The organism is Pseudomonas sp. GW821-FHT09H03, from assembly GCF_059415945.1.
Map to the genome: position 1 here is coordinate 328,840 of NZ_JBWKOF010000005.1, position 23,553 is coordinate 352,392.

General features: G+C 57.9%; 21 protein-coding genes and 1 pseudogene. 9 read left to right on the plus strand and 13 right to left on the minus strand.

Annotation, left to right across the window (positions count from 1 at the left end; genetic code table 11):
- Positions 1–47 precede the first annotated feature (47 nt).
- From AC07OG_RS09735 to AC07OG_RS09750, 4 genes are all read left to right on the plus strand, one after another.
- Positions 48–275 (plus strand): LuxR C-terminal-related transcriptional regulator, encoded by a 228-nt coding sequence (locus AC07OG_RS09735; RefSeq protein ID WP_495066921.1) that lies wholly within the window; start codon positions 48–50, stop codon positions 273–275.
- Between the two features lie 21 nt (positions 276–296).
- On the plus strand, positions 297–1,250 hold the full coding sequence (locus tag AC07OG_RS09740; RefSeq protein ID WP_495066894.1) for a DUF3472 domain-containing protein: 954 nt from the start codon (positions 297–299) through the stop codon (positions 1,248–1,250).
- A gap of 79 nt (positions 1,251–1,329) precedes the next feature.
- Entirely contained in the window at positions 1,330–1,551 is a 222-nt protein-coding gene (locus tag AC07OG_RS09745; RefSeq protein ID WP_495066895.1) for a tautomerase family protein, read from the plus strand.
- A gap of 410 nt (positions 1,552–1,961) precedes the next feature.
- Positions 1,962–2,969: a zinc-dependent alcohol dehydrogenase family protein gene (locus AC07OG_RS09750; RefSeq protein ID WP_060540645.1), complete on the plus strand. Its 1,008-nt coding sequence runs from the start codon at positions 1,962–1,964 to the stop codon at positions 2,967–2,969.
- Positions 2,970–3,285: 316 nt separating this feature from the next.
- On the opposite strand, the gene AC07OG_RS09755 is transcribed toward AC07OG_RS09750, so the two are convergent.
- A complete protein-coding gene (locus tag AC07OG_RS09755; RefSeq protein ID WP_495066896.1) occupies positions 3,286–8,109 on the minus strand; it encodes an autotransporter outer membrane beta-barrel domain-containing protein in 4,824 nt (1,607 codons plus the stop codon).
- Between the two features lie 156 nt (positions 8,110–8,265).
- On the opposite strand from AC07OG_RS09755, the gene AC07OG_RS09760 reads away from it, so the two are divergent.
- Positions 8,266–10,002, plus strand: coding sequence for a LuxR C-terminal-related transcriptional regulator (locus AC07OG_RS09760; RefSeq protein WP_495066897.1), 1,737 nt, complete (start codon positions 8,266–8,268; stop codon positions 10,000–10,002).
- Between the two features lie 82 nt (positions 10,003–10,084).
- On the opposite strand, the gene AC07OG_RS09765 is transcribed toward AC07OG_RS09760, so the two are convergent.
- On the minus strand, positions 10,085–11,296 hold the full coding sequence (locus AC07OG_RS09765) for an MFS transporter (RefSeq protein WP_495066898.1): 1,212 nt from the start codon (positions 11,294–11,296) through the stop codon (positions 10,085–10,087).
- A 99-nt stretch (positions 11,297–11,395) separates the two neighbouring features.
- Here AC07OG_RS09765 and AC07OG_RS09770 point away from each other — a divergent pair, with 99 nt between their 5' ends.
- Positions 11,396–12,277 (plus strand): LysR family transcriptional regulator, encoded by an 882-nt coding sequence (locus AC07OG_RS09770; RefSeq protein WP_495066899.1) that lies wholly within the window; start codon positions 11,396–11,398, stop codon positions 12,275–12,277.
- A 167-nt stretch (positions 12,278–12,444) separates the two neighbouring features.
- Here AC07OG_RS09770 and AC07OG_RS09775 read toward each other — a convergent pair.
- Together AC07OG_RS09775 and AC07OG_RS09780 are read right to left on the minus strand one after the other, a co-directional pair.
- A pseudogene (locus AC07OG_RS09775) lies at positions 12,445–12,569 on the minus strand (glycine zipper 2TM domain-containing protein); the annotation flags it as partial.
- Between the two features lie 159 nt (positions 12,570–12,728).
- Positions 12,729–13,775 carry an AraC family transcriptional regulator gene (locus AC07OG_RS09780; RefSeq protein WP_495066900.1) on the minus strand — a complete coding sequence of 349 codons (1,047 nt, stop codon included), beginning with the start codon at positions 13,773–13,775 and terminating at the stop codon, positions 12,729–12,731.
- Positions 13,776–13,917: 142 nt separating this feature from the next.
- Between AC07OG_RS09780 and AC07OG_RS09785 the strand changes: the two genes are divergently transcribed.
- Positions 13,918–14,319 (plus strand): carboxymuconolactone decarboxylase family protein, encoded by a 402-nt coding sequence (locus AC07OG_RS09785; protein ID WP_218423171.1) that lies wholly within the window; start codon positions 13,918–13,920, stop codon positions 14,317–14,319.
- Between the two features lie 55 nt (positions 14,320–14,374).
- Here AC07OG_RS09785 and AC07OG_RS09790 read toward each other — a convergent pair whose 3' ends face one another.
- A complete protein-coding gene (locus tag AC07OG_RS09790; protein ID WP_060540653.1) occupies positions 14,375–15,205 on the minus strand; it encodes an alpha/beta fold hydrolase in 831 nt (276 codons plus the stop codon).
- A 363-nt stretch (positions 15,206–15,568) separates the two neighbouring features.
- On the opposite strand from AC07OG_RS09790, the gene AC07OG_RS09795 reads away from it, so the two are divergent.
- Positions 15,569–16,720, plus strand: coding sequence for a PepSY-associated TM helix domain-containing protein (locus tag AC07OG_RS09795; protein ID WP_495066901.1), 1,152 nt, complete (start codon positions 15,569–15,571; stop codon positions 16,718–16,720).
- Positions 16,717–16,908 (plus strand): hypothetical protein, encoded by a 192-nt coding sequence (locus tag AC07OG_RS09800; RefSeq protein WP_060540655.1) that lies wholly within the window; start codon positions 16,717–16,719, stop codon positions 16,906–16,908. Before AC07OG_RS09795 ends, AC07OG_RS09800 begins: the two co-directional genes overlap by 4 nt.
- Before the next feature lie 117 nt (positions 16,909–17,025).
- Here the strand turns inward: AC07OG_RS09800 and AC07OG_RS09805 are convergent, their stop codons facing one another.
- From AC07OG_RS09805 to AC07OG_RS09840, 8 genes are all read right to left on the minus strand, one after another.
- Positions 17,026–17,397 carry a hypothetical protein gene (locus AC07OG_RS09805; protein WP_060540656.1) on the minus strand — a complete coding sequence of 124 codons (372 nt, stop codon included), beginning with the start codon at positions 17,395–17,397 and terminating at the stop codon, positions 17,026–17,028.
- Positions 17,394–17,756 (minus strand): P-II family nitrogen regulator, encoded by a 363-nt coding sequence (locus tag AC07OG_RS09810; protein ID WP_060540657.1) that lies wholly within the window; start codon positions 17,754–17,756, stop codon positions 17,394–17,396. Before AC07OG_RS09810 ends, AC07OG_RS09805 begins: the two co-directional genes overlap by 4 nt.
- Entirely contained in the window at positions 17,753–19,537 is a 1,785-nt protein-coding gene (locus AC07OG_RS09815) for a DUF1538 domain-containing protein (protein WP_495066902.1), read from the minus strand. The genes AC07OG_RS09810 and AC07OG_RS09815 overlap by 4 nt, the downstream gene beginning before the upstream one ends.
- A gap of 203 nt (positions 19,538–19,740) precedes the next feature.
- Positions 19,741–20,523: a class I SAM-dependent methyltransferase gene (locus tag AC07OG_RS09820; RefSeq protein WP_495066903.1), complete on the minus strand. Its 783-nt coding sequence runs from the start codon at positions 20,521–20,523 to the stop codon at positions 19,741–19,743.
- Positions 20,524–21,085: 562 nt separating this feature from the next.
- Positions 21,086–22,174 carry an acyltransferase family protein gene (locus tag AC07OG_RS09825; protein ID WP_495066904.1) on the minus strand — a complete coding sequence of 363 codons (1,089 nt, stop codon included), beginning with the start codon at positions 22,172–22,174 and terminating at the stop codon, positions 21,086–21,088.
- A gap of 223 nt (positions 22,175–22,397) precedes the next feature.
- Positions 22,398–22,592 (minus strand): hypothetical protein, encoded by a 195-nt coding sequence (locus tag AC07OG_RS09830; protein ID WP_218423166.1) that lies wholly within the window; start codon positions 22,590–22,592, stop codon positions 22,398–22,400.
- A gap of 134 nt (positions 22,593–22,726) precedes the next feature.
- Positions 22,727–23,152: a hypothetical protein gene (locus AC07OG_RS09835; RefSeq protein ID WP_495066905.1), complete on the minus strand. Its 426-nt coding sequence runs from the start codon at positions 23,150–23,152 to the stop codon at positions 22,727–22,729.
- A gap of 37 nt (positions 23,153–23,189) precedes the next feature.
- Positions 23,190–23,474, minus strand: coding sequence for a hypothetical protein (locus tag AC07OG_RS09840; protein WP_060540661.1), 285 nt, complete (start codon positions 23,472–23,474; stop codon positions 23,190–23,192).
- Between the last annotated feature and the right edge of the window lie 79 nt (positions 23,475–23,553).

Here is a 23,553-nt window from a genome sequence, read left to right on the forward strand (position 1 = left end):
AGGAGTTAGAACTGCTTAGTATCCCAATACCCTCCATAAAGCTGAGCTTGCGTGAGAAAGAAGTTCTCAGGTGGACTGCTGATGGCAAGAACTCAGAGGAAATAGGATTGATTCTAAACATAACTATGGATTCCGTAAATTTCCATCAAAAAAATCAGTCAAAAATAGGCGCATCTAATCTAATTCAGACCTTCCCAAGAGATGCTGTTACTCATATCAACGCTCATTGCTTCACGTTCCATAGCGGTGAGAGCGTCGTCAAGTCATACTTTTAAAGAATTGCCAAAAGGATCTATATGAGAAAAACCATAAATATTATTATTGCCGTGTTTTTTGGGATTGTATGTACATCCTCTGCATTTGCGGCCACCGAGCTGTTGCGCTGGAAAGTAGATCCCGACCAAAAATACTACTACCTGTACGGGGAGATGACGGCATTGGAGTCAATTCCCGGGATGTTTTATGCGAATTCTTACTACCGAGGATATAACGGAATGCTCTGGCAGCCCGGAGAGAATCACAGTGTCCTGATGAATGCTTTTTGGAATCCATCCGGGCCAGGAACCGATTATGCAAAAACAATAGCACTCTCTAGTGCCGAAAATGTGTCAAGTTATCATTTCACAAATGAAGGGCAAGGTGTACGGTCACAAGTCGAGGGTGGATGGCGGCCGCAAATAACACATCGTTTCCTTGTAAAGTTTAATTACAATAAAGCTGGAGGGGTTATAGAAAAATACTATTTCATTTTAAATGATAGGACAAATGTATGGATGCATGTTTCTACACAATCCTCTCCTATTCAAGAAAATGATAAAGATGGAGGCTTTTTTAACGGCATGTCATCTTGGATTGAAAATGTCGTGGGAAGGGCTGACTTTTCAAAATCGAAAATCGTCACATACGATCTATGGCTGGGAAAGAATATCCGTAGTTTGCGCAGGTTAACGTCCGCCAAATGCGAATATGGATCCGGTATTTGCGGTGTTGTTAATGATCGTTATTTTCTAGCAGAAGGTAGTCCAGAAAACCTGAAAGCTTCTTTTAAACGACTAGAAAGCCAATATGGAAAATTCTCAATTGGTGTCGATAAAAAAGAACTTTCGCACCTTTCGGATAAACCGCTTGAGGGGAAAGTAATCGAGGAACTAAGTCACATTTCAAAGGCGCCAAAATTTAATGATCCGTTTGATCATAAATATCCTAAGTATTTTTCAAAGTCACGCCAAAGTTACGGGAACGCCGATTAGATCACTGATCTTGATGGACAATATACAAATATTTGACTACTCAGGAACGCGCGGTCTTCATGACCATGCGCGACGACCTGTGCTCCTTCCGATCGGCGGTCTCACAGACTATCGTTTCATCCAGATCACCTGGAACGCCGGGCGCACGGTCGAAGTCAAGAAGGCCTTCTACAAAGCCATCGCCGACGGCATCCACAAAAAAATCGGTATCCGTAAAGAAGACGTGTGGATCAACCTGGCGGACGTCAGCCGTGAAGACTGGTCATTCGGTGGCGACGAGATGCAGTACGCGCCCAAGTAATCACGCGTTCATCGTTAACACTGACCTCGCAGCGGGCTCGAAGGGGCCGTCGCTGTAGGTTAACGCCTGCCCATTTTGCAAATGAAGACCCAGCCATGAAGTTCACCAATATCCAGACCTCTGATGGCCAACGCGTCGCCGGTTTCGACCAGCAGTGGCCTGGCCTATTGCAAAGTGCGCTTCAAGCTGCACGCAGGCTTCGTGCAGGAAGGCGTCGTCGTGTACCGATTGCCCCCGGATCAAATGCGTAGCATCAGCAAATGGGATATGAAGGGATGGGCGCTAGGTCGGCGGTATTGTTATAAAGAGGCATCAACACGTACTGTGCGCAAAGAACGACCTGAAGTTGCACTTCGTCATCGGTATGAACAGCATGCGTGGTTTAGCGCAAGACTAACTCTAGGACCATCATGAAAGTCATTCAACTGCAACACCCCGCTGGTCTGGATAATATGCGCCTGGTCGACATGCCTGCCCCGGGTGCGCCCCAAGAGGGTGAGATTCAGGTGCGGATTCATGCCAGCTCGCTCAATTATCACGACCTCGGTGTCGTCACCGGCCATGCCCGCGCAGAGAATGGGCGCATCCCCATGTCCGATGGTGCCGGAGTCGTCACCGCTGTTGGCGAAGGAGTGACCGAGTTCGCCGTTGGCGACCACGTGCTGTCGTGCTTCTTCCCCTCCTGGAAATCGGGGCGGGTCGTGCCCACCACCTTTCAGACGGTGCCTGGCGATGGCGTCGACGGCTTTGCCCGCGAAGTAGTCAACATGGCTACTGATGCGTTCACCCTCGCGCCCAAGGGCTACACCCACGAAGAAGCCGCCACTCTGACCACGGCAGGCCTGACCGCCTGGCGTGCGCTGGTGGTCGACGGGCGCATTCAGGCGGGCGATACGGTGCTGGTGCTGGGAACCGGCGGCGTTTCCATCCTGGCGTTGCAGATGGCCAAATCCATGGGCGCCCGGGTAATTGCCACGACCTCGTCCGAAACCAAGAGGGAGCGCCTACTGGCGCTGGGGGCCGACCAAGTCATCAATTACAAAAGCCAACCAGAGTGGGGAGACTCCGTGCTGGACGCCACAGAGGGGCGTGGTGCCGACATAGTGGTCGAAGTGGGTGGGCCAGGCACATTGCCCCAATCCATACGCGCCTGCGCACCCGGCGGCCACATCGCGCTGATAGGCGTACTCACCGGTATTTGCGGCAGCGTTCCAACTCTGGAGTTGATGCGCAAGCAACAAACTCTGCGTGGCTTGATCGTCGGCAGTCGCGAGCAGCAGCAGGATATGGTGCGAGCACTGGAAAACTTCAGCTGGCGCCCCGTCATCGACAGCCGCTATCCACTGGAGCAGATTGCCGAGGCCTTTGCCCACCAGCTTAGCGCCAGTCACTTTGGCAAGATCTGCCTTCACTATTGAACTCAAAGCACTTGCTGACGCGAAAGCTGGCCGGGGTAAGCGCGCAGATGAGCTTGAATTACGCTTGAGTTTGGCCTCGGTCCAAACGCCGCCAAGCGGGCAGCCCGGCAAACCTGCATTGGCTCGCGGCAGCGGGATAACCGGCGCAAATCCAGCGTCGCGTGCCAGATTCTCCTTAAAGGAAAAGGCAGAAATCGACCGACTTCTGCCTATGACAAGGGGAAAACGTCCCGGACCAGTTCCGAACTGAAGTTTAACGCCCCTTGTCGCGCTTGCTGATGATTGGAAAACGCCCGATCGAACCGGGCGTTTTTATTCAGAACTTCACCTTGATCCCGAGTATGCCTTCATAGCTTCGGCTGTCCTCGCCAAATGCTTTCTGATAGCCAACCGAACCGGTGACGGTGGTGCGTTCATCAACCTGGTAGTCGACGCCCAGATTAAGCTCACCCCATGTCCCGCTCATGTCGGTGGCGAAGGGAACATAGCCGTCGGTGGAAGAAAACTCGGTCTTTGTCTTGCCTTTGAACTCGTGCCAGACGCTTGGGCGCACCCAGCCGTTGGTGCGGTGTAGCTTGCCTTTGGCGTCCTCGCGGAACCAGTCTTTGTCGATACGTACACCAAGGCGGCCGGTCAGGGAGTCCACATCTTCGAAGCGCACCTTGGCGGCCTCGTCATGGTTGTCGTCGATCCGGACCTTGCTGACGATCACCTGGGCTTGTGGCTCGATGTGCAGGTTTTTGTCTTTGTTGGCATGGAACGGGTAGCCACCTTCCAGGGAAGCGGTGACCCCGTGGCCGCGGGTCTTGAACGCATCCATGTCAATGGGGGTTGCCTTGATGTCGAAGCGGTTGAACTGAAGTACGCCGTCCAGGTACCAGCCTTCAGGGCCGAAGTGTGTCCAATAACCACCGACACCGTAGGCGCGCAGCAGATCGTCGCCAGCGTTGGTACCGTCGCTGTGTTCAATGCTGGCGCTGATGCGGCCGATGTTCAGCGACAGGCCTGCCTGGTCAGTACTGCCATCGACGTCTTCGTTACGGTACAGATCGGCACCGACCTGGAACGCCTGAATCCGGTAGTCGGAGCGTGCGTTATCGCCCAGTTCGTCGTTGCCCTTGCGGTGGATCAACCGCCCCCAGCCCAGGCTTGGGCCGTAGCTGTCGACTGCTTCCACGGGCAGCGCATCGGTGCTCATCCGGCGTTCTTCGCCGACGCGCTCATGCAGGGTATCAACCATGGCACGGCTGTAGTTCAGGAGCATCCCGGGCAGCGCGCGGTACAGCGAGGTTTCTGCACGGTAGTTGGGTACTTGCGGGCGCATTGGCGCGAGCGGTTGCTGCGGTTGCACCACCGGTACCTCCGGATTGGACGGAGTACTCGGGGTTTCTGGAGTCTGCGGGTCAACCGGCGCTACTGGCACGACGGGTTCAACAGGCTTGACCGGCGTTACAGGCACGACTGGCTCAACAGGTTTAACCGGCACCACCGGCACGACTGGATCAACAGGCTTGACCGGTACCACTGGCACCACTGGCACCACCGGATCAACAGGCTTGACCGGCGTCACAGGCACGACTGGTTCAACAGGCTTGACCGGCGTCACAGGTACGACTGGGTCAACAGGCTTGACCGGTTCCACTGGCACTACAGGATCAACAGGATCAACAGGATCAACAGGATCAACAGGATCAACAGGATCAACAGGATCAACCGGGCCAACGTCCCGGGTCGAACGCAAATACCAGGCTTGGGTGTTGCTGCCATCAAGGCTGGCACGGTGCAGGTTGTATTCGTAAGGGCCGGCCTTGACCTTGTTGAGCAGGCGGAACGCGTCGGTTGTGGTGGTTGCACCGTTGACTGCATCGACCACGAGGATGCCATTACCCTGCGTCACGGCACCGGGGCCCCCGGCATTCTTGATGAGTAGATTGCTGTTGCCATCGGCCTTGCCGCCGTCCACTACCAGCTTGTCGGAAGGGGAGTCGTCGGTGTAAAGGTAGGTGTTGAGCGCGAAGGTGCCATTGGCGCCATGATAGGCGTTGACCGTCAGGTTCTTGAATTTTCCGCCCACTGGCGCGCTGAAGTCGATCAGACTGGATTCATTGCGCAGGGTGCCCAGATTCGAATCTCCGGTCAGGTTCCACAGGCTGCTATCGCGCAAATTGACAGTGGAATGGCTATCGCCGGCCGTACGGGCCGAGCCGTTGAGTATTGAGCCTGCCACATCGATATTGGCGTTGCCTGCGCTGGCCAGCGAGCGGCCGACACCTTGCCACAGGCCTGTGCCCATGTCCGGTACCTGACTGCCATCGCTGTCCAGTGCGCTGTCGACATTCAACCACTGACCGCTGCCACCCACGACGCTGTCGCGCAGCTTGAGATCGGCCACGCCAGCGACGGCTACGGTTGCGCCCTCCCGGTTGTGCAGCACGCTGTTGTCCACGTTTGCCTGGCCTGGAAGTGTGTCGGTGCCTTGGCTGTAGAGCGCCGCAGCCTGGGCGCCACCGGCATTGATGGTGCTGTGGGAGACGTCCAGCACGGCAGCGTTTTTGGCCACCAGAGCATGGGCCAGGTCACCGTGGGTGTTAACCCCGACCTGGTCGAGTTGCACGCCGGCCTGGTTGTTGGCCAGCACGCCCAGAGCGCTTTCGCCATGGGTGCTGACGGCGCTGTTGCTGGCGCGAAGCTGTGCCCCGGATTCGGCTTGCAGGCCATGGGACAACTGACCACGGGTGGTGAGTGTGGAGTCGATCAATTCGAGGGTGGCGGTCGGGGACTGGTACTGACGGCTGACCAGTGCGCCGGCGGCTTGCTGACCCAGGGTTTCGACGCTGACATTGCGGGCGCTCAGGCTCACCTGGCCGGGTTTGAGTGTACCGATGCCGGCGTAAAGGCCAGTCGAGTATTGTCCGGCGGTTTTTACCGTCAGCCCCTCCAGCAGCATGCTGCCGCCATCATCCACCGCGGCGCCATAGGCCTGATTGCCAAGCGTCTGCACGCTGGTGCCATAGGCATTGAGCTGGGCCCCCTCGTTACGCGAGGTCAAGGCATGGGGGAAGGTCAGGTTCGATTGCACCGGTGAGCCGTTGCCACTGGTGGTCACCGATCCACCGTACAGGTTGATGGTCGAGCCGGCGTCCGCCACGACACCCATGGCATTGTCATCGCCCGAGGTACGGACGCTCAGGTTGCGGGCAACCACCGTCGAGCTGCCTGCGCTAAGCCCGGCCGAATAGTTGCCTTGTGTGTCGATCAGGCCATTGTTGAGTTCCAGGTCGGCACCGTCGAGGGCGCGTACGCCATAGCTGGTTTTTTGTGTGGTACGCACTTCGCTGTCGTTCAGCAGCAGGCGCGAGCCTTGGCCTTCAACCAATGCGCCGAGCCCCCAGGGGCCGACTGCGGTTGCCGCAGGATCGAGACGGATGTCGCTGCTGCTCACTTCGGCGCTGGCACCCTCGTTGACATAAACGCCATGGGCGCGGGCACCACCGACGGCGATGCGGCTACCGGTAACGGTGGCCCGGGAGTCGTTGCCTTCGACGCTGACGCCGTGACTGAAGGTTCCCTGAGTCGACAACCCGGTGCCTTCGATGCTCACGGCACCGCCATTCATGGCGCGGGCAGCGGAGGAGAAATCAGCGGCGCTGCCAGCGCCTTTGAGCGCCACGCTGCCTTGGTTCAACGTGACCCTGCTGCCATTGCCATCGGCGCGTACACCGCCGATGTAGTTGCCGGTTGCGCTGGCGTGGACGCCATCGGCCAGGATGCTGGCACCGCTCAGGGCGTGCAGCACAGCGGTGCTGGAGGTGCTGGTGGCGGCACCGGTACTGATAAGTTCGCTGCGTTCAAGCTGGATGTTTGCACCCGCTTCGGCGCGGGCACCGCTGGCAGAGACGGCATTGCTGCGCACCGTAACGTCGGTGGCATCGATCCGGCTATCACTGCCGCTGGCCAGCAACCCGTGGCTGATACTGAGGGTTTTCTCATCCTGCGGCGCCGAAGCATTGTTGACGGACGCGCCACTGGTGCTGATTTGCGTGCCTTGCCCCAGCTGGATTCGGGCGCCGTCCTGCGCCCAGGCACCGACAGCGCCTTTACCGGCGGTCGTGACGGATCCGTTGTCGAGGGAAATCTGACTGTTCTCACCCGTCGCCAGCAGGCCATGGCCATACACTGCGCTACCGGTATCGAGCGTGGCAGCGTCGAGGTCAATACGCGCACCGCTCTCGGCACGCACAGCATTGGCCCGGGCACCACTGGTAGTGACGCTGACCTGGCGGGCGCTGATCTGGCTATCCGCGCCTTGCGCCTTCAGGCCATGGCTGCCGGTGGTTGGGCTGTTGGCACCACTGGTTGTGAGGGTGCTGCCTTGGCCGAGGGTGATTTTGCCGCCGTCTTGGGCGAGCGCTGCGATCGAGCCCTTCGATTGGGTGTTGACCGAACCGCCGAGGAAGTCGATGTGGCTGCCGGTGCCCGTGGCGACCAGCCCTTGATTGTTCAGACCGTTGACGCCTCCGCCGAGGGTGATTTCGCTGTCGCGCAACGATACCTGACCACCCGCCTGCGCACTGACACCGGTCAAGTTGTTCGCGGTGATGATGGCCCCTTTTGCAGTCTTCGGAGCCAGATTGACGGTCACTCCCGTGCCGCTCAACTGGCCGCCGTCGTGTGCCTGCAGGGCTGTTTGCTCATTGGCATTGGCGGCGGTCAGGGCGATGCTGTTGACGGTACCGCGCTCGAAACCGACGCTGCTCGCCGCTTGCGCCAACACGCCAATGGTGCGGGTTGCACTCAGGTTGACGGTGGCGTCGTCATGGCTGCCAGCGTCGGCAATGCCAATACCATCGGCGCTGGTAACGACCAGCGGGGCGGGTGCGCCCAGCAACTGCCGGGTGAAAACCAGCGGGGCCTGTTCACTGGCGCGCATGGCGATCAAAAGGTACGAAGGGGCGGCGATGGCAGCGGCTGAGGAGGGTGGGCAAAGGTCGTCGGCGCATGGCACAACGGAATTTTCCTCGGCTTCGGCTTCTGTCACGCAGAAGGTGAATACACCGGCCAAAAGCAGGCTGATGGCACGCCCCAGGGGGGTATGTTGAAAGGTAGGGTGAGTGGCTGGTTTGTCGTTGTGAGTAGTCATGGCAGCCTCGCGGGCGCTGGAAAGTAGATGCCAGCAGTCTGCTCGTCGGGGATGGCCGGGGATGTCGGAGACGTTTTAACGTGGTTGTAGGAGTGACTCTCTATTGTTGCCCTGGTCTATGCTTGGGCACAGGAATCGACTCATAGGGAAAAAAGCATGGGCACCGTGCTGCTCGTGGACCCGCTACCCATCGTTCGCAATGGTCTGCGGGCGTTGCTTGAGCGTGCAGGCCACACCGTGCTGGGCGAAGTCGACAATGGCCAGGATGCGCTGATGCAATGCCGCCAGTTGCACCCGGAAATGGTGATCATCGAGTTGTTGGTCCCGGGTCTGGGCGGTCTGGATCTGCTGCGCCGACTGAGGGCCAGCCATGAAGACATCAAGTTGCTGGTCTATAGCGTCCAGGAGGCCAGTCTCTACGCCACGCGCTCGCTACAAGCCGGGGCGGATGCCTATGTCAGCAAAGCCGACGCCGTGACAGAGCTGGAAAGTGCCCTTGTGGCGCTCAGCCATGGGCGCCCTTACTTTCCGCGTGAAGTTTCCCGTCAGGACGCCCAAAGCGTGCGCGGGGAGGGTGAGAGCGAACTGGAGCAATTGTCAGGACGCGAACTCACGGTTTTGCAGATGCTCAGTCAAGGGCTCAACAATAAAGACATCGCCGAGCAATTGAGCCTCAGCTACAAAACAGTGAGTACCTACAAAGCGCGCCTGCATCAGAAGCTCAAGGTCAGCAATGATTTCCAGTTGCTGGAAGTGGCCCGTACGTTTGGCCTGGTCGTCGGTGAAGACCCCGGCGTTGGGCACGAGCCCTACCTGGATCCGCAACTGCTGCGTGAATACGACTTGTTGCGTGCGTTGCTCGATTCGGCGCCATACCCAATGTTCGTGCGCGATCTGGAAGGACGGTTACTGATGAGTAATCGCCGTTACCTTGCGTACACAGGTGAAAGCTTCGAGAACATTCGAGGCACCACGCTTGCGCAGGCAAAATGGCTGCCGGCGCAGATGCGCCAGAACTCACACATGCGCATGCGCGAAGCCGTCATCCGCCAGGAGTCGTTCATGGCCGAAGTCGTGTTCGAGAATGACGGGGTATCGAACGTTATGTATATCTGGTGTACGCCATTCCGTAACGAGGCCGGTGAACTTGTCGCCATGTTCGGTGGCATGCGCGACCTGACGGAACGCGACAGGCTGCTCACCAAATTGCGTCACGAAGGTGCCGAGGCTCGTTACGAAAGTCACCTGAAAAGTTCCACGCTGATGGCGGTAAGCCAGGAGTTCAAGGCGCAAACTGAGGCGATGAATAAAAGCCTAAGGGAAATTCTGTTGCCAGAGCTCGACCACTCTGAACGCATTTTGGACACGCTGAGCCGGCACGTCGACAGTATGCGCCAGTCCCTGACCAGGCTCGACGACTGGATAATGCTCGATGCCCACCATCAGGAGACACAGCATGAGGCCCGCAACCTGGGAGCACTGACTGAAGAGCTGCTTGGGCCCATTCACCCGCAGCTTGAATCAAAGGGTTGTCAGTTGAATCTGGGGCCGGGCCTGCGGGGCTTGAAAAGCGCCTGGATCGATGTCCGACATTACCGTCAATTGCTGGAAAACCTGTTTGCCTATCTGCTGCAGGGAACACCGCCCCCCGAAATCTCCATGATTCTGACGACGCACATTTTGCCCCGTGGCTTTCTACGCCTGAGTCTTGAATTGTCGCCCTGGCATGAACCGGCCGAGGACGCCCCATCGGCCCTGTTGGCGTATGCCAGCATCCAGCGCCTGGTGTTGGAACTGCAAGGCAAGGTGCAGACCGAATCCAGTGTGGATGGCAAGGCACTTGTGTGGCGCCTTGAACTGGATGTGGCACAAGACCTGGGCTCCTCACATTAGGGGCATAGGAAAACCGGCGCCGACGTCTGCAACGGGTGTAAAAGCTGTCACCCGTCACCCCTTTATCTCACGCGCGGTCTCCCTATATACCTGAGTCTGCAGCTGTTGGCAGGCGCACCCTGCGCTGGCGCATCAGGCCGATACTTCCCACCGCTAACGCCAACAGGCTGATGGCAATCCCGGCGATGACGACCCCGTTCCAACCCTGTGCCTGGTAGAGCTGAGCGCCGAGCATCGAACCCATTGCCCCGCCGAGAAAATAGCAAGTGATGTAGCCTGCATTCAGGCGATTGCGGGCTTGTGGTTGCAGTGCATAGACAGCGTTCTGATTACTGACATGCACCAATTGCACCGCCAGATCCAAAACCACTACGCCAACCAACAACGCAATCAACGATTCTTTGGCCCACAACAAAGGCACCCAAGCCAACAGCAACACCACCAAACCAACGAATGTGGTGAGTAGTCCTTTACCTTGATCCGCCAGGCGTCCTCCTAGCGAGGCCCCCAATGCTCCGGCTGCACCCACCAACCCGAACAGGCCAATCGTGGCATCGGAATACTCATAGGGTGCATTCGCCAAAAGAAACGTCAAGGGTGTCCAGAACAACGCAAACAGACAAAAGCTGAGCATCCCCAATCCGGCTCGCAAGCGCAGCACCGGTTCATCGATGAATAATTGCAGTACCGACCCAAGCAATTGCAGGTAGCTCATCTGGACCGTTTGGCGACGCGGTGGCAATGCCTTCCATAGGGTGATTGCGCATATCAGCATCAAGGCACTCGCCACCAGGTAGATGCTCCGCCACCCACCCAAGGTCGAGAGACCGCCCGCTACCGTGCGCGCCAGCAAAATGCCGAGCAATAGACCGCTCATCATGGTCCCGACTACGCGCCCACGACGTTCGGGCTCCGCCATGCTGGCAGCCATGGGCACCAGAACCTGTGCCGCCACTGAAAACAGCCCTGTCAGGGTGGTGCCCAGAATCAGCCAGCCAACACTCGGTGCCGCCCAACTGAGCAGCAGGCCCAGGGCGCTGAGGATTGTCATGAGTACAACCAGGCGCCGTTGCTCCAGTAGATCGCCCAGCGGCACCAGGAAAAACAAGCCTGCGCCATAGCTCAGTTGAGCAGCGATGACGATGAGTCCGGCATCGCGGGTTTCCAGGCCAAACTCTGCGGCAATGGTGTGCAGCAAAGGCTGCGCGTAGTAATTGCTGGCCACGGCCAGACCGGTAGCGGTCGCCATCAGGAACGTCAATCCGCGACTGAGTAGCGGGCGAGTCTGCGACATACAAACCTCCTTGGAATAGTGAGGCGGCCAGTATCAATAGCGCGTATGTATGACACCAATGTATTGTTTAGATCCGATTGATCGTAAAACAAGATACTCATGAACCTTAAGCAAATGGAATATGCGCTGGCCGTGGCCGAGGAAGGCAGCTTTACCCTGGCCGCCGAACGCTGCCACACCGTGCAGTCGGCCCTGAGCCATCAGGTGGCACGCCTGGAGGGGCAACTGGGAGCGAAGCTGTTTGAGCGAACGTCGCGGCGCGTCAGCCTTACGCCCGCCGGCGAAGCGTTTGTGCGCAGTGCACGAATTGCCCTCGATGCCGCACAGCGAGTGGCCCATGACGTGGCAGCAGCGTGTGGAGAGGTGCGTGGCGCCTTATCGATAGGAACAATTTCGTCACTGACCTCCCTCGATCTGGTCGAATGCTTAGGGCAGTTCCATCAGCGATTCGATCAGGTGGACATCCGCTTGAGGGTGGCCCAGAGCGAAACGCTTCTTGACGATGTGCGGCAACGCCGCCTGGATATCGCCTTTGTCGGGTTTTGGTCGGGAGTACGCCTGGAAGGAGTGCAATGGCGCTTGCTGGCTGAAGAGGAATTAGTCGTCGTGGTGCCGCAGAGTCACCACTTGGCGAAGAGCACTTTAGTGTCGCTGACCGACCTGGTGGAGGAACCTCTGGTGGATTTTCCTTCCGGCACCAGTGCACGGCGCCAGACAGACGAAGCGTTCATGGCGCAGCGCCTCCATCACCGTGTGCAGTTCGAGGTCGATAGCATGGACCTGGTGAAAAAATTCGTCCGCCGTGGTCTGGCCATTGGCTTGGTACCAGCCACCATCGCGCAAGGGTTACGCGAAATGGTAGCGATCCCTGTGAGCGATGCACCTGGGCGCTGTGTCTATGTGCTGTGGTCCACGTCTCCAACACCTGCGGCCGAGGCGTTCATGGCGTGTTCGCTGGACGGATTTTGTTCAAGCCGATAGACACGGTTCCAATTTGCTCGCGGCGCAGGTTGATCGGCGAGCCAGCGATGCCGTCGAGGTCGGTATTGACGTGATGTTTGTATATCGTCCGAGGGTCGAAATTAGCCAGGAGGCTAATGGGGGGCTCATCACACCGTTGAACCCTGCGCGAGTCGTAAATGATGAGGGCGCCCGGTGCCGCGACCGATCAGGCTGCCGACTCCGACTCCGACTCCGCCAAGGCCGCCGAGTACTGCGCCACGCTACTGTCATGATTGTTCTGCATCTGTGTCAGTGTTATCTGCTCGATCTTCGCGCAGGCAGCCAGGGCGAGCGCACTGGGAATGAGCGCGGCCATGAGCTACGGCCTCGGCAATCTCGAAAATAATTGCGATGAACAGGTCCACATGGCAGCAGTCCAGATCGGTGCAGGGTGACTCCCGGCCGATAAGCGGTCCATCCCTGTGCGGATCTACGGGAAACCAGGCGGGCCTTGCCTGGGGCGCGATCCAGGTCTGCAACTGGCCTGACGAGCTCTCCAGTTGGAGGGACTGCAATCGAAGTGCCGACTGAACCAGCGAGAGAAGGCACTGAGTTCTGAAAACCCCAGGACACCGGCAATCTCGCCCAAAGGGTGGTTGGAATGTGCCAGGTGGCGCATTGCCAACTCGGCACGTACCTGGTCCAACAGAGTAGAAAATGTTTCACCTTCCAGTGCCAGCTTGCGATGCAGCGTACGCCTGTCAAAGCCCAGGTTGGCCGCAACCTGCTCTACCGAGCAACGGCCCGTGGGCAAGAGCATCCAGACCATCTGGCGCACCTGTTCAAGTAACGCGGTCCGGGATTCTTCGCGGATGCTGTCCAGATACTGATGAACATAACGCGCCATGTCCGGATCGGCGCTTGGCAGTGCCGTGTCGAAGTCAGTACTGCGACAAACGATGCCATCCATCAGGCTGTTGAACTGGACCGAAGTGGCGAACACTCGCCGGTGTCGGCTGTCGTCGAGCGGCGCAGCGTGACGGAAGCAAACCATGGATGGATGCCAGTGATTACCCAGCAAGGTTTTCAGCAGGCGGTGGGTCACCGCAATGGATAACTCCGTGGTCTGACGGACCGACACGTTGCCCACTGTGACTTGCTCCATGCGCAAGACCACGACGCCACCGCTTTCCTCGATATTCATTACCAGCCCCTGATTGTGCAGGTAGAGGAAGTCGCGAAACGCGTGCAAGGCCGAGCGGATGGTTGGCTCGTCGCGCCATAGCAGTGCCAGGGGGCCCAGATTGGAGAGCTTGCGAGTTTGCGCCATGCGCAAACCAAAATCGTCGACACCGGCCTCGCGCGCAGAACTTTCCAGCAGTTGCGCTACGGCGTCGGTAGGGATCTTCAAATCCGGTTCGAGCAGGCATCGTGGATGGAGGCCGGCGAGGCGCAACTGCTGCAGATGGTCAACATCAAACGAACGCGCCACTTCCACGTAGTTGGTCAGGCTGGCACTGCGAACAAGACCGCTCATAGGTGATTTCCATTGCGAAACAGTGACCAGCTTAGCAGGCCGATGTCCCGAAATGTCAAGTTCATGTCCCGATCGGTCAACCAGAATCAGCAAAGTGACCTTACAGTGGGTTCAACGACGAACAATAATAAAGGAACTGTCCATGCCGCTGAATCAGCCCAAGCCGACCACGCCAACCTGCGATGCCATGCGCGAAGCCGGCAACTGGAATCCAGCCTGGAGCACCATGGCCGAACTGGATGCCGAGTGGATCGAGAAATTCCTCTCCATGGCCGTGCACCCCATGCATAAAGAGGTGCTCGACCCCAAGACTGTCGAATTGATCTCGATCGCTGTCGACGCCTCTTGCACTCATTTGTACGCTCCGGGCGTACGCCGTCACATCCGCAAGGCCCTGGAGCTTGGCGTCAGCGTAGAGGAAGTGCTTGCAGTGTTGCAACTGACCTCCGTGCTGGGCATCCACAGCATGGCGGTGGGCGCTCCTCTGCTGATTGAAGAAGCGCAGAAGCTGGCGGCGGAGGGCCCGAGGCAAGGCAGCTACTGAATTTCCTTCTACACCGACACCGACGGCGCTCAGCGCGCCGTCGTGCCGTGAGTGCTCAACCGCGGATGAATGCCAACAGATCAGCGTTGATCTGATCCGCATGAGTTGTTGGCATTCCATGAGGAAAACCCGCGTACGTCTTGAGCGTGGAGTGCTTCAATAGTTTGGCCGAAAGCGGCGCAGAGTCGGCATACGGCACTATCTGGTCGTCATCGCCATGCATCACCAGTGTCGGCACCTCAATCGCCTTCAGATCTTCGGTGAAGTCGGTCTCGGAAAACGCCTTGATGCAATCGTAGTGAGCTTTTGCACCACCCATCATGCCTTGCCGCCACCAGTTGTCGATTGCGCCTTGGGAAACCTTGGCGCCCGGTCGATTGAATCCGTAGAACGGCCCCGACGGCACGTCCACGTAAAACTGCGCGCGGCTGGCGACCAGCGCCGCCCGAAAGCCGTCGAACACTTCCAGCGGTAAGCCGCCGGGGTTCTTCTCTGACTTCACCATAATCGGCGGTACTGCGCTGATCAGGACCGCTTTGGCAACCCGACCTGGTTTGGCCCGTGCAGTGTAACGCGCCACTTCTCCGCCACCAGTCGAATGGCCGACATGGATCGCACCTTTAAGGTCGAGTGCATCGGTCAACTCGATGACGTCGGCGGTGTAGGTGTCCATTTCGTTGCCCACCCAGGTTTGGGTCGAACGCCCATGACCCCGGCGGTCGTGGGCGATCACGCGGTAGCCTTTGAGCAGAAAAAACATCATCTGGTTGTCCCAGTCGTCTGCGCTCAATGGCCAGCCGTGGTGAAACACAATGGGCGTCGCATCTTTCGGGCCCCAATCCTTGTAAAAAATCCGGGTGCCGTCTTTGGTGGTAATGAAGTTCATGGCGTGCATCTCCTGATGATCGGATGTGTGTTGGGTTGCAGAGTGCGTATCAGCGGCTTGCGTCCATTCGCTAAAGCTGGATAGCGGTACCAACAAACTTGCGGCCACTACCACTGAACCCGTCAGTATGGCCCGGCGCTGGAAATCTACCTCTGGATTGGAAACTTTCGTAGTGGTCTGGCTTGGCGATGATGGCCCATGGCTTGTAGTGGATAAAACGCCCGGATATAATGCGACGCATTCCCAAATATGCGGCCAGCGCAAACAGCCAGACTGGCCCTATGCCAATTGTCTTGTGTACCCGCACGCCGGCCGTACGTTGCAACTCTCGGCAATTGTGGAATTTTCAGGAAAGAACCGAATATGACTGCCCGAGCCTTGCGTAAATGGTACCTGGTCCACAAGTGGACCAGCCTGATCTCCACTGTCTTTCTGTTGTTGCTGTGTCTGACGGGGTTGCCGCTGATCTTTCATGAAGAGATCGAGCACTATTTCGAGCCGCACCCGGAACTGCGTCCGCTTACCGCCGATTCACCACAGATCGACTACGACAAGGTTATCGCCGGTGCACTGGCGGCATGGCCGGGTGAGGTCGTGCGATTCGTCAGTTTCGATCCGCAAGACCCCCTGGGTGCGGTGATCACTGCACCGACCCTGGTGCCACCGCCGCTTGAAGCTCACGTTCAGCCGTTCGATACGCGCACCGGCGAGTTGTTTGCGCCAGAGCCACCGGACGATGGCTTCATGACTCTGATGTTTCGCCTGCATACCGATTTGTTCCTCGGTCTGCCTGGCTATCTGTTCCTCGGTTTGATGGGGTTGCTGCTGGTGGCCTCGCTGGTTTCCGGCGTGGTGGTGTACACACCGTTCATGCGCAAGCTGGACTTTGCCACCGTGCGTAGCGGGCGCAGTTCACGACTGAAATGGCTGGACCTGCACAATGTGCTCGGGGTCGTCACCCTGGCCTGGGTCCTGGTGGTTGGCGCCACCGGTGTCATCAATACGCTGGCGCTGCCGATACTTGGCATGTGGCAGAGTGGCCAACTGGCAGAGATGACCGCGCCCTACGTTGACGCACCGCCGCTCAAGGGTCTCGGCTCGTTGCACAACGCGTTGCAAACTGCGCGTAACGCGGCGCCGGGCATGGAGCCGAGTTTCATCGCATTTCCCGGTACCCAGTTCAGCAGCCAGCATCATTACGCGGTGTTCATGCGTGGGACTACGCCACTGACAGCACGTTTGCTCAAGCCCGCCCTGGTGGATGCCAGCACCGGTGAGCTGACCGATATGCGCGAGATGCCTCTGTACGTGAAAACCTTGCTGGTCTCGCAACCGTTGCACTTCGGCGACTATGGCGGCTTGCCGTTGAAGATCATCTGGACACTGCTCGACATCATCACCATCGTCGTCCTGGGCAGCGGTCTGTACCTCTGGCTGGGACGACGCAAGGTACCGCTGGAAAAACGCCTGGCCGAACTTCAGACCAGCGACCTTGAGACGGAGGGCAGGGCATGAGGCGCGGGCTCTGGATGATCTTCCGCTGGCCACTGCTCGTGGCGCTATTGAGTCTGTTTGGCCTGATATCGGCATTGATCGGCGATGAGGTCTATGACCTCCTGTCGTGGCTCAGCCTTGGGGTGCCGTTGCTGTTGCTCGGGGTGGTTTGGCTACGCTTGCGTCGCTCGAAACGGGCGCTTGGGTGATCGCAGTCGGCGTTCTGCTCTGCACCGCTTCTGCTGGCTTGTCGATCCGCGCCGCTCAATCCGGTTTGGCAGCTCCATGATGGAGCTGCTTCGAGGGCGTGTTGGCTTGCGTTGATCTTAAACGGCAGGGAAGGCGGCCGCAGGCATCGTCATTGGCGTGGCGAAGTTCAGCGCAACCATGTACATCACGCCTCTGCCAGGTTCAGTCAGTCCGGCATGTACACAGATGAAGTCGAACACCGCTTCGGCTTCGGCTTCATCCACCACCACGTTGACCACCCGGGAGAGCACCGCCTCCGGCACTTCGTTGCCGCGTGCCTTGGCGGCCTGCAATACGGCCACGCCACGGCAGCTGACGCTGTCCGCGCGGGTAATGCCATGCGCCTCTTGCAGCAGGAGCAACAGCCTGCGTTCCGTGCCGTCGTCGGGCAATATGCAGGTGATGAGTTTTGCCGCCCCGCCCGGTATTGCCGCGTTCGCCATGCTCACGAGGCTTTCCCTTGTTCCAGCGTTTCACGGGGGATGTAGGTGGCCACTTTTTCCACCGGTGTCGCATAGATCATGCCGGCGCCGGGAACACCCAGGTCGGCGGCGTGGTAGATGGCCTCGAGAACCGCATCCTGGTACTCGGCAGCCACCAGCAGGCTGACCACTTCTTTCTCTGCATCGATGGCGATGCTGAGCAGGCCAAGCCGCTCACGGGGGCCAATGCCGTTGGCGTGGTAGACGATGGCGCCTGGCGCGCCCATGCCTTGTGCAGCACGTATCACAACGTCTGCGCGCCCGACGGCGACAATGCAGGTGATCAGTGCAACGTCAGTCAGGTAGGTAATCCCTTCAGCTTTCATCCAGCTTCTCCGCTGCTCAATAATTGATTCGCCGGCTGTTGCGTGGTGGCCTTTGCCTGTCTCCACAACTGCAAGCGCGCCCACTGCCCGAGGAGCATGACGCTGATGACAGGGCCGACCGAGGCCATGCAAAGAATGCCAAAACCCTCGACCGCGTTGGTGGCATTGCCCAGCCCCAGGCCCATGGCCAGAACGAGCGGCACGGTGATCGGCCCCGTGGTAACGCCGGCGCTATCCCAGGCCACATTGACGAACTCTTCGCTCGAAAAGACCGTGAGCACCGCAGCAAGCAGGTAGGGCGGTATTACCAGCCACACCAGTGGCAGGTCGAACACTAGCTTGGCCACGCCCACGGCAATACCGCAGGCGACGCCTATCGATACTGCGCGTATCAGGCTGCGCTTGCGGATAAACCCGTTGGTGAGGGTCTCGGCGGTGACGCCGAGCGCATTCAGCGCGGGTTCGGCGACGGTTGCGCCGTACCCGAGCACCCAGGCGAAAACCAGGGCCAGCACCAGCCCCACCTCGTACATGTAAAGAGGGGAGTCGTCCACGCCGGGAGTCTGCATGAATGCCGCCGGGATCAGCGAGCCCGCACTGCCTCCCAGTTTCGACAGGCCGTAGGTCAGCCCGAGGTTGAACACGCACATGCCTACCACGGTCAGGCCAATACCGAGGAAGATCTCGTTGCGCCGCGGCAGACTCTGGCGCAGCAGCAGTTTGAGCACTATCAGCAGGAATATCACCAGAGGCACGATGGCCCGCACCCCCGAAACGATCTCCAGTCCGGGGCTGACCCTGTGCCAGTCTGCTGCCAGTTGTCCGGCGCCGGTTGCGCTCTGGGCCGCAGCGATGATCTCCGCCGGCGAGGAAATAGCGGACACGTACAGACCCAGCAGCATGACCCCGATGACGGGAAACAGTGAGGCCAGTGTGACAATGCCGAACCCGGACAGCCCTGAACCGCCTTTGCCTGCGGCAGCTGCAATGCCGATGCCCAGCGCCAGCACCAGCGGTACAGTGACCGGCCCGGTGGTGACCGCGCCGGCATCCCAGGCCAGGCCAATGATTTTTGCAAGCTCAGGATCACTGCTCATGTACACCGTCAGCAGCAGAACAGGGGCCAGGGACATGTAGATCAGCGGCTTCAGGCTCCAGCCGTAGAGAAAGCGCAGCGTCCCGATGACTGCGGCAAGGCCGACGCTGGCCCCGACCACCAGGACCAGCTCACTGGTCCACTGGTTGAGTATCGCCCAGAGATAAGGCGCGCGCTCTGCGGAAACGTTCTGCCCGGCGGCACGCAGCGCGCCGATGGCCGGTTCAGCGAAAGTCACCCCGATGCCCAGCAGCAGGGTCACCAGTAACACCACGGGCAGGGATAACTTGCGTGGAAGGTTGCTGCCGATGACTTCGCCGAATGGCATCAGGCCGAGCTTCAAGCCTTCCATGAACAGCATCAGTCCGACGATCACGGCAAACAGGCCGCCGGCGACAAGCAGCGAGTCCTCAACCAACTGGCGCAGGATGATGATCTGGAACAGCACCAGGTAAAGGGCCAGCGGCACCACGGCGCGAACCTGCTCCATCAGCCGCACGCTGAGATACGGCTTGAGGATGGCGACGACCTCGCCTGTACGCAATTTCGCAGCTTTGTGCGGGGCGGCCTGCCAGCGGCCATCGGCATCGCGTACCGGGGCCGATACCAGTTCACGCATGGGAATTTCGCGGCGACGGGCTCCGACCCTATGCAAATAGTCGGCGTAACGAATGGGGTCTTTCATAAGGTCATCTGTTGAGGTTGATCTGTCTATTAGAAGGAACCGGTCACGCAAACATGGCACTCTGCAAGCACCACGAGATAAAGCGACTTTTTTTTGCTGCATATCTCGACTGCGGCCTGAGTTTCCAGGCCGGTGGCTATGTCAGGTCAATGCCTGCATTAGTTGATTCTCAATAGTGCATTGACTCAATGGCCAGGCACCGATTATTTGACCGCGATGAATCCTCTCTCCATCGAAATATGCTTGTTTCCATATTTGTGAAAGATAGGCATCAAGCGTGCAGATACGCTGCAGACTTTCTGCAATGCATCGATGGGGTGTTGTGCCAGGGATGCTACTTCCCACTGCGCGGCTTTCAAGCAAGGGACACCGTAGTGGAAGCTTTTGATCCTGGAAAAGCCTATGTCTTGCAACGTTTGCTCGATGAGTTCTCTGGAGTGTAAAACATGTTTCGACCAGTTATCGGGGCACCAGCTTTTCCACAAATGTGCGCCAATAGCCTCCATGTTAGGCATCGAAAAAAGTAACGTGCCATTATCTTTTAGTGCAGAGAATGATTTTTCAAGCATGGGCTTTGGATCAATGAAGTGCTCCAGTACGCCCCAATGCACGACAGCGTCATACTGCTGGTCAGATTCCCAGTTGCAGATATCGCCGTTGATGAAGTTTCCTGAGCATTGATTGATCTCAAAAAGCTCCTTGACGACTTTCAGTCCTTCATCCGAAAAATCGAGTGCCGTGACGTCTGCGCCCATCCATTTACTCATGGACAATAGGCGTTTGTTTTCACCGCCACCGCCCAACTCAAGAATACTATTTCCCTCGATCGACCCCAGCCTGTCCTGGATCAGCCTGGCAAAAAGGCCGCTTTTACCGTAATAGAAATCCGAGTTGTTCAGGGGCGCCAAAGAGGATTGAGCGGGTGACCACACACCATCCCAATAGCTTTCGTCCGTGACACTGTTATTTTTCTGTCGTCCCGACACATATCCTCCAAACGCTTAGTTAAAAATCCGATGATGTTGATCTTGTGAAAGACGCAAACGTATCTTGATTTTCCATCGCCGCTTGTTCTCGACCGGACATCCAGTCCGCCGTCAGGGGCATCGGCATGGGGCGCAGCAGCCCTCGTTGGAACCATGGAGGGTTGGGAATGATTTTCTAGTTTGTAGCAGCTGCTGCAAGGTCCCGCAATGGCTTGGGCGAAAAGAGACACCTCAACGGATAAAAAAGTTCGTTCAACAGAAAATGGACAATCTGCCGTGGTCGCAGAAACTGTCATCGACAGTCCCTGAAAGCCCTATTGCAGGGCCTATTAGCGGTCGGTTCGCAAGCGCTGCCAAGTTAATAATTATCAAAAATTAGTAACCACGCGGCCAAAAGGGTGCTCAAGAGCCGGTCGTCAGCCGATTGGCTCGTCGCCGCTGATCGGCCGATTGAGCGCAATCAGCGGCTAGTCAAGGCCGTGTCGAATTGGAAGGTGTCCATGCCCGTACCACTGTGTGGTGACCAGTAAAAAAAAGGCCCGCTGATCAGGCGGGCCTTTATTTATTCCGACAGTGCCTTGCGCTCTGTCGTTAATGTCTGCGTGTAGCTCTCGGTGAACAGTTTTTTCTGGCGCTCCAGGCGCCGCGCGTCCGATACCATTCGGATAACCTTGCGCGCCGGTTCCTCAATGCCGTGATAGATAGCCATCGAGAATGCCAGGATCAGAGGGATCTCATACTTCAGATCCATCATGCCAAACATTTTGCGCTCAACAAACAGCACCATGATGTGACACATGTAGAGGCTGTAACTGATCTTACCGAGGTAAACGGAAACAGGATTGGAGTACAGCCAAATCGGCCCGGCCCGGAACAGGCTCGCAACCATCACGATTACCAGGAGCGGGAACGCCTGGTCAAAGTAGTACTGAATGCTCGTTGTCAGGAACAAGAGCAAGATCAGTGGGGCAATCGCCAGTGCGGTAATTCGCCAGTATTTGGAGTCCGGCAGGTCGTGGCATACCTGGTAGGCACAGTAGCCGGCAACGAAATAAGTGATGCACTTGATGGTCCAGATGCCGTTGGCAAGCATCTTCGGTTGCAAGTAGGGCGCGTAGAGTGCAAGGCCGATCAACAGCAGCGTGAAAGAGATCTTTCCCCACTTTCGCGTGAAGTAAGCCAGAAAGGGGAATATCAGATACGCTGCCCACTCACAGCTGATAGACCAGGAAGGCTGGTTGAACGTCAGGTCGGGCGTTACACCCCAGGCATGCACCAGGAACAGGTTGGCGTAGAAGGTGTACTTTGTATCTACTGGCGACCAGTCATAGAGAAGATGCATCGGCAGGATGAACGCCGTGATGACCAGCATGAAAACGTGGACTGGGTAGATCCGCGCGAGCCTGGCTACCCAGAAGCTCATGGCTTCCCTGGGCTGGAGACCGTGGTCGAAGTCTTTCCCGTGGACGTAGGCCAGGATGAAACCGGACAGGACGAAAAACACGTCGACCCCAAGGCCTCGGGTCTGGAACAGAAAGGCGAAATAGCCATAGGCGTTAGCCAGGTCGCCATATCGAATGTGCAACAACAGGACAGACAGGGCTGCGAACCCCCGCAGACCTGTAAGGTTTTGGATGTGAGCGGCGCGCATCAAGCACTCCAGGGCAGTGTCTTGCAGGGGTGCCCTGCGGGAAAGGCGGCGATTACACCACAGCTCACAGCCGATGCAAATATCCGACTGGCAGTTTGCTATAACGTCATTCGTTTTTTTACTGGTTGGCGCTGTGCAGAGTCCGTATACGGGTAACCTCAGCCTGCGCCTGGCATCCGTAATTCCACGCAGCAATCGTCAAAGCAACTGCCTGGGCTGCTTGTCAGAGGCTTGAGTCAGCCTTTCGCCGCTCACTGCCGCAAAGGCTACCGATGTTGATCAGCCTTCTCTCCAGCAGAATATTCTGCAGCGCCTGGCGATCCGACGGTTCCAGTTGATGCTCTCGTTCCTTGAGCTCAAGCAGAATCGGGCTGGACCACTGGCGGTAGGTTTGTTCGGCTCTACGAATGGATGACATTGATTCCTCCTTGATGCTCGTGCCAATAGGGGGCCGCAGTTCAATACGAAAGAGACCCTAGCCGAGGAAGTTGCTTGTCGCCAATGCAGTGCGTCGGACATCAATCCGCGCGACCCCAGCCCATCGTAAGACGGCTATTTCGCCTTCCAGCTACCACCGCCTGTTTCACAATCGATTTTCGACTGCGCGAGATTTTCAGCGTTGTAGTAATAGGTGGTGACCTGGGCATTGTCCGGGATGTTGAGGGACTTGCTGTTCTTGTCCTTGCTTGTCGATTGAGGGTTGGCCAGGGACTCCTGGGTCAAGGTGGCGAGGCAGGTGGCCTGGTAGTGGTCGGCGCACTGTTCGACGGGTTTCTTGGTGTTGCTGAGCATTTCCTTGCTTTCGTTGCTGCAGGACCAGTCGATCGCATCCACCGGCATGCCTTCGTATTCATAACAGGTGCGGCTTTCGATTACCGGCACCGAGGTGCTTTGGGAGCGGGTGATGACGTCGCAACCTTGAGCCATCGCCAAGGCAGGGCTCAGGCTGGCGATGACGAGGAGAATTGCAGTGTTCATGATTTTCCTCTCCAGTTGAGTCCTGCCATGCATACGGTTAGACGAAGGGTTGACCGCTGAAACCCCGAGGCAACCTGTTCAGGCCGGAAATGGCGGTCAGGCGTTCGATCCAGGCGGTTCGCCAGTCGTTGGCGGTGTGGACGGCTTTGGCTTTGCGGGCCGCACGACGGGTAGCACTGCGTTCTGCTTTGCGTGCCTCTTTGTAGGCATCGGTGTTGCGGCAGCTTCTGCACTTCACCCGATTGAGTTCCTGGGTCGATGTGAGATTGCTGCCTTTGTGACCGCAGGCCAAGTGTCCGCTGACTTTGAAGTGAGTGACCATCGAAACGTCTCCTGTGCGACGTGTGATCGGTTGACCTCACGCGGGCGCTGACGTTCGATTGGATTACTCCAACGAAAAA

Bases quoted from the DNA above. Each gene is read 5' to 3' on its own strand.
- AC07OG_RS09835 (WP_495066905.1), bottom strand. From the start codon at position 23,152: ATGAACACTGCAATTCTCCTCGTCATCGCCAGCCTGAGCCCTGCCTTG.
- AC07OG_RS09825 (WP_495066904.1), bottom strand. From the start codon at position 22,174: ATGCGCGCCGCTCACATCCAAAACCTTACAGGTCTGCGGGGGTTCGCA.
- AC07OG_RS09770 (WP_495066899.1), top strand. From the start codon at position 11,396: ATGAACCTTAAGCAAATGGAATATGCGCTGGCCGTGGCCGAGGAAGGC.
- AC07OG_RS09810 (WP_060540657.1), bottom strand. From the start codon at position 17,756: ATGAAAGCTGAAGGGATTACCTACCTGACTGACGTTGCACTGATCACC.
- AC07OG_RS09815 (WP_495066902.1), bottom strand. From the start codon at position 19,537: ATGAAAGACCCCATTCGTTACGCCGACTATTTGCATAGGGTCGGAGCC.
- AC07OG_RS09760 (WP_495066897.1), top strand. From the start codon at position 8,266: ATGGGCACCGTGCTGCTCGTGGACCCGCTACCCATCGTTCGCAATGGT.
- AC07OG_RS09750 (WP_060540645.1), top strand. From the start codon at position 1,962: ATGAAAGTCATTCAACTGCAACACCCCGCTGGTCTGGATAATATGCGC.
- AC07OG_RS09755 (WP_495066896.1), bottom strand. From the start codon at position 8,109: ATGACTACTCACAACGACAAACCAGCCACTCACCCTACCTTTCAACAT.
- AC07OG_RS09795 (WP_495066901.1), top strand. From the start codon at position 15,569: ATGACTGCCCGAGCCTTGCGTAAATGGTACCTGGTCCACAAGTGGACC.
- AC07OG_RS09765 (WP_495066898.1), bottom strand. From the start codon at position 11,296: ATGTCGCAGACTCGCCCGCTACTCAGTCGCGGATTGACGTTCCTGATG.
- AC07OG_RS09785 (WP_218423171.1), top strand. From the start codon at position 13,918: ATGCCGCTGAATCAGCCCAAGCCGACCACGCCAACCTGCGATGCCATG.
- AC07OG_RS09830 (WP_218423166.1), bottom strand. From the start codon at position 22,592: ATGTCATCCATTCGTAGAGCCGAACAAACCTACCGCCAGTGGTCCAGC.
- AC07OG_RS09840 (WP_060540661.1), bottom strand. From the start codon at position 23,474: ATGGTCACTCACTTCAAAGTCAGCGGACACTTGGCCTGCGGTCACAAA.
- AC07OG_RS09800 (WP_060540655.1), top strand. From the start codon at position 16,717: ATGAGGCGCGGGCTCTGGATGATCTTCCGCTGGCCACTGCTCGTGGCG.
- AC07OG_RS09740 (WP_495066894.1), top strand. From the start codon at position 297: ATGAGAAAAACCATAAATATTATTATTGCCGTGTTTTTTGGGATTGTA.
- AC07OG_RS09780 (WP_495066900.1), bottom strand. From the start codon at position 13,775: ATGAGCGGTCTTGTTCGCAGTGCCAGCCTGACCAACTACGTGGAAGTG.
- AC07OG_RS09790 (WP_060540653.1), bottom strand. From the start codon at position 15,205: ATGAACTTCATTACCACCAAAGACGGCACCCGGATTTTTTACAAGGAT.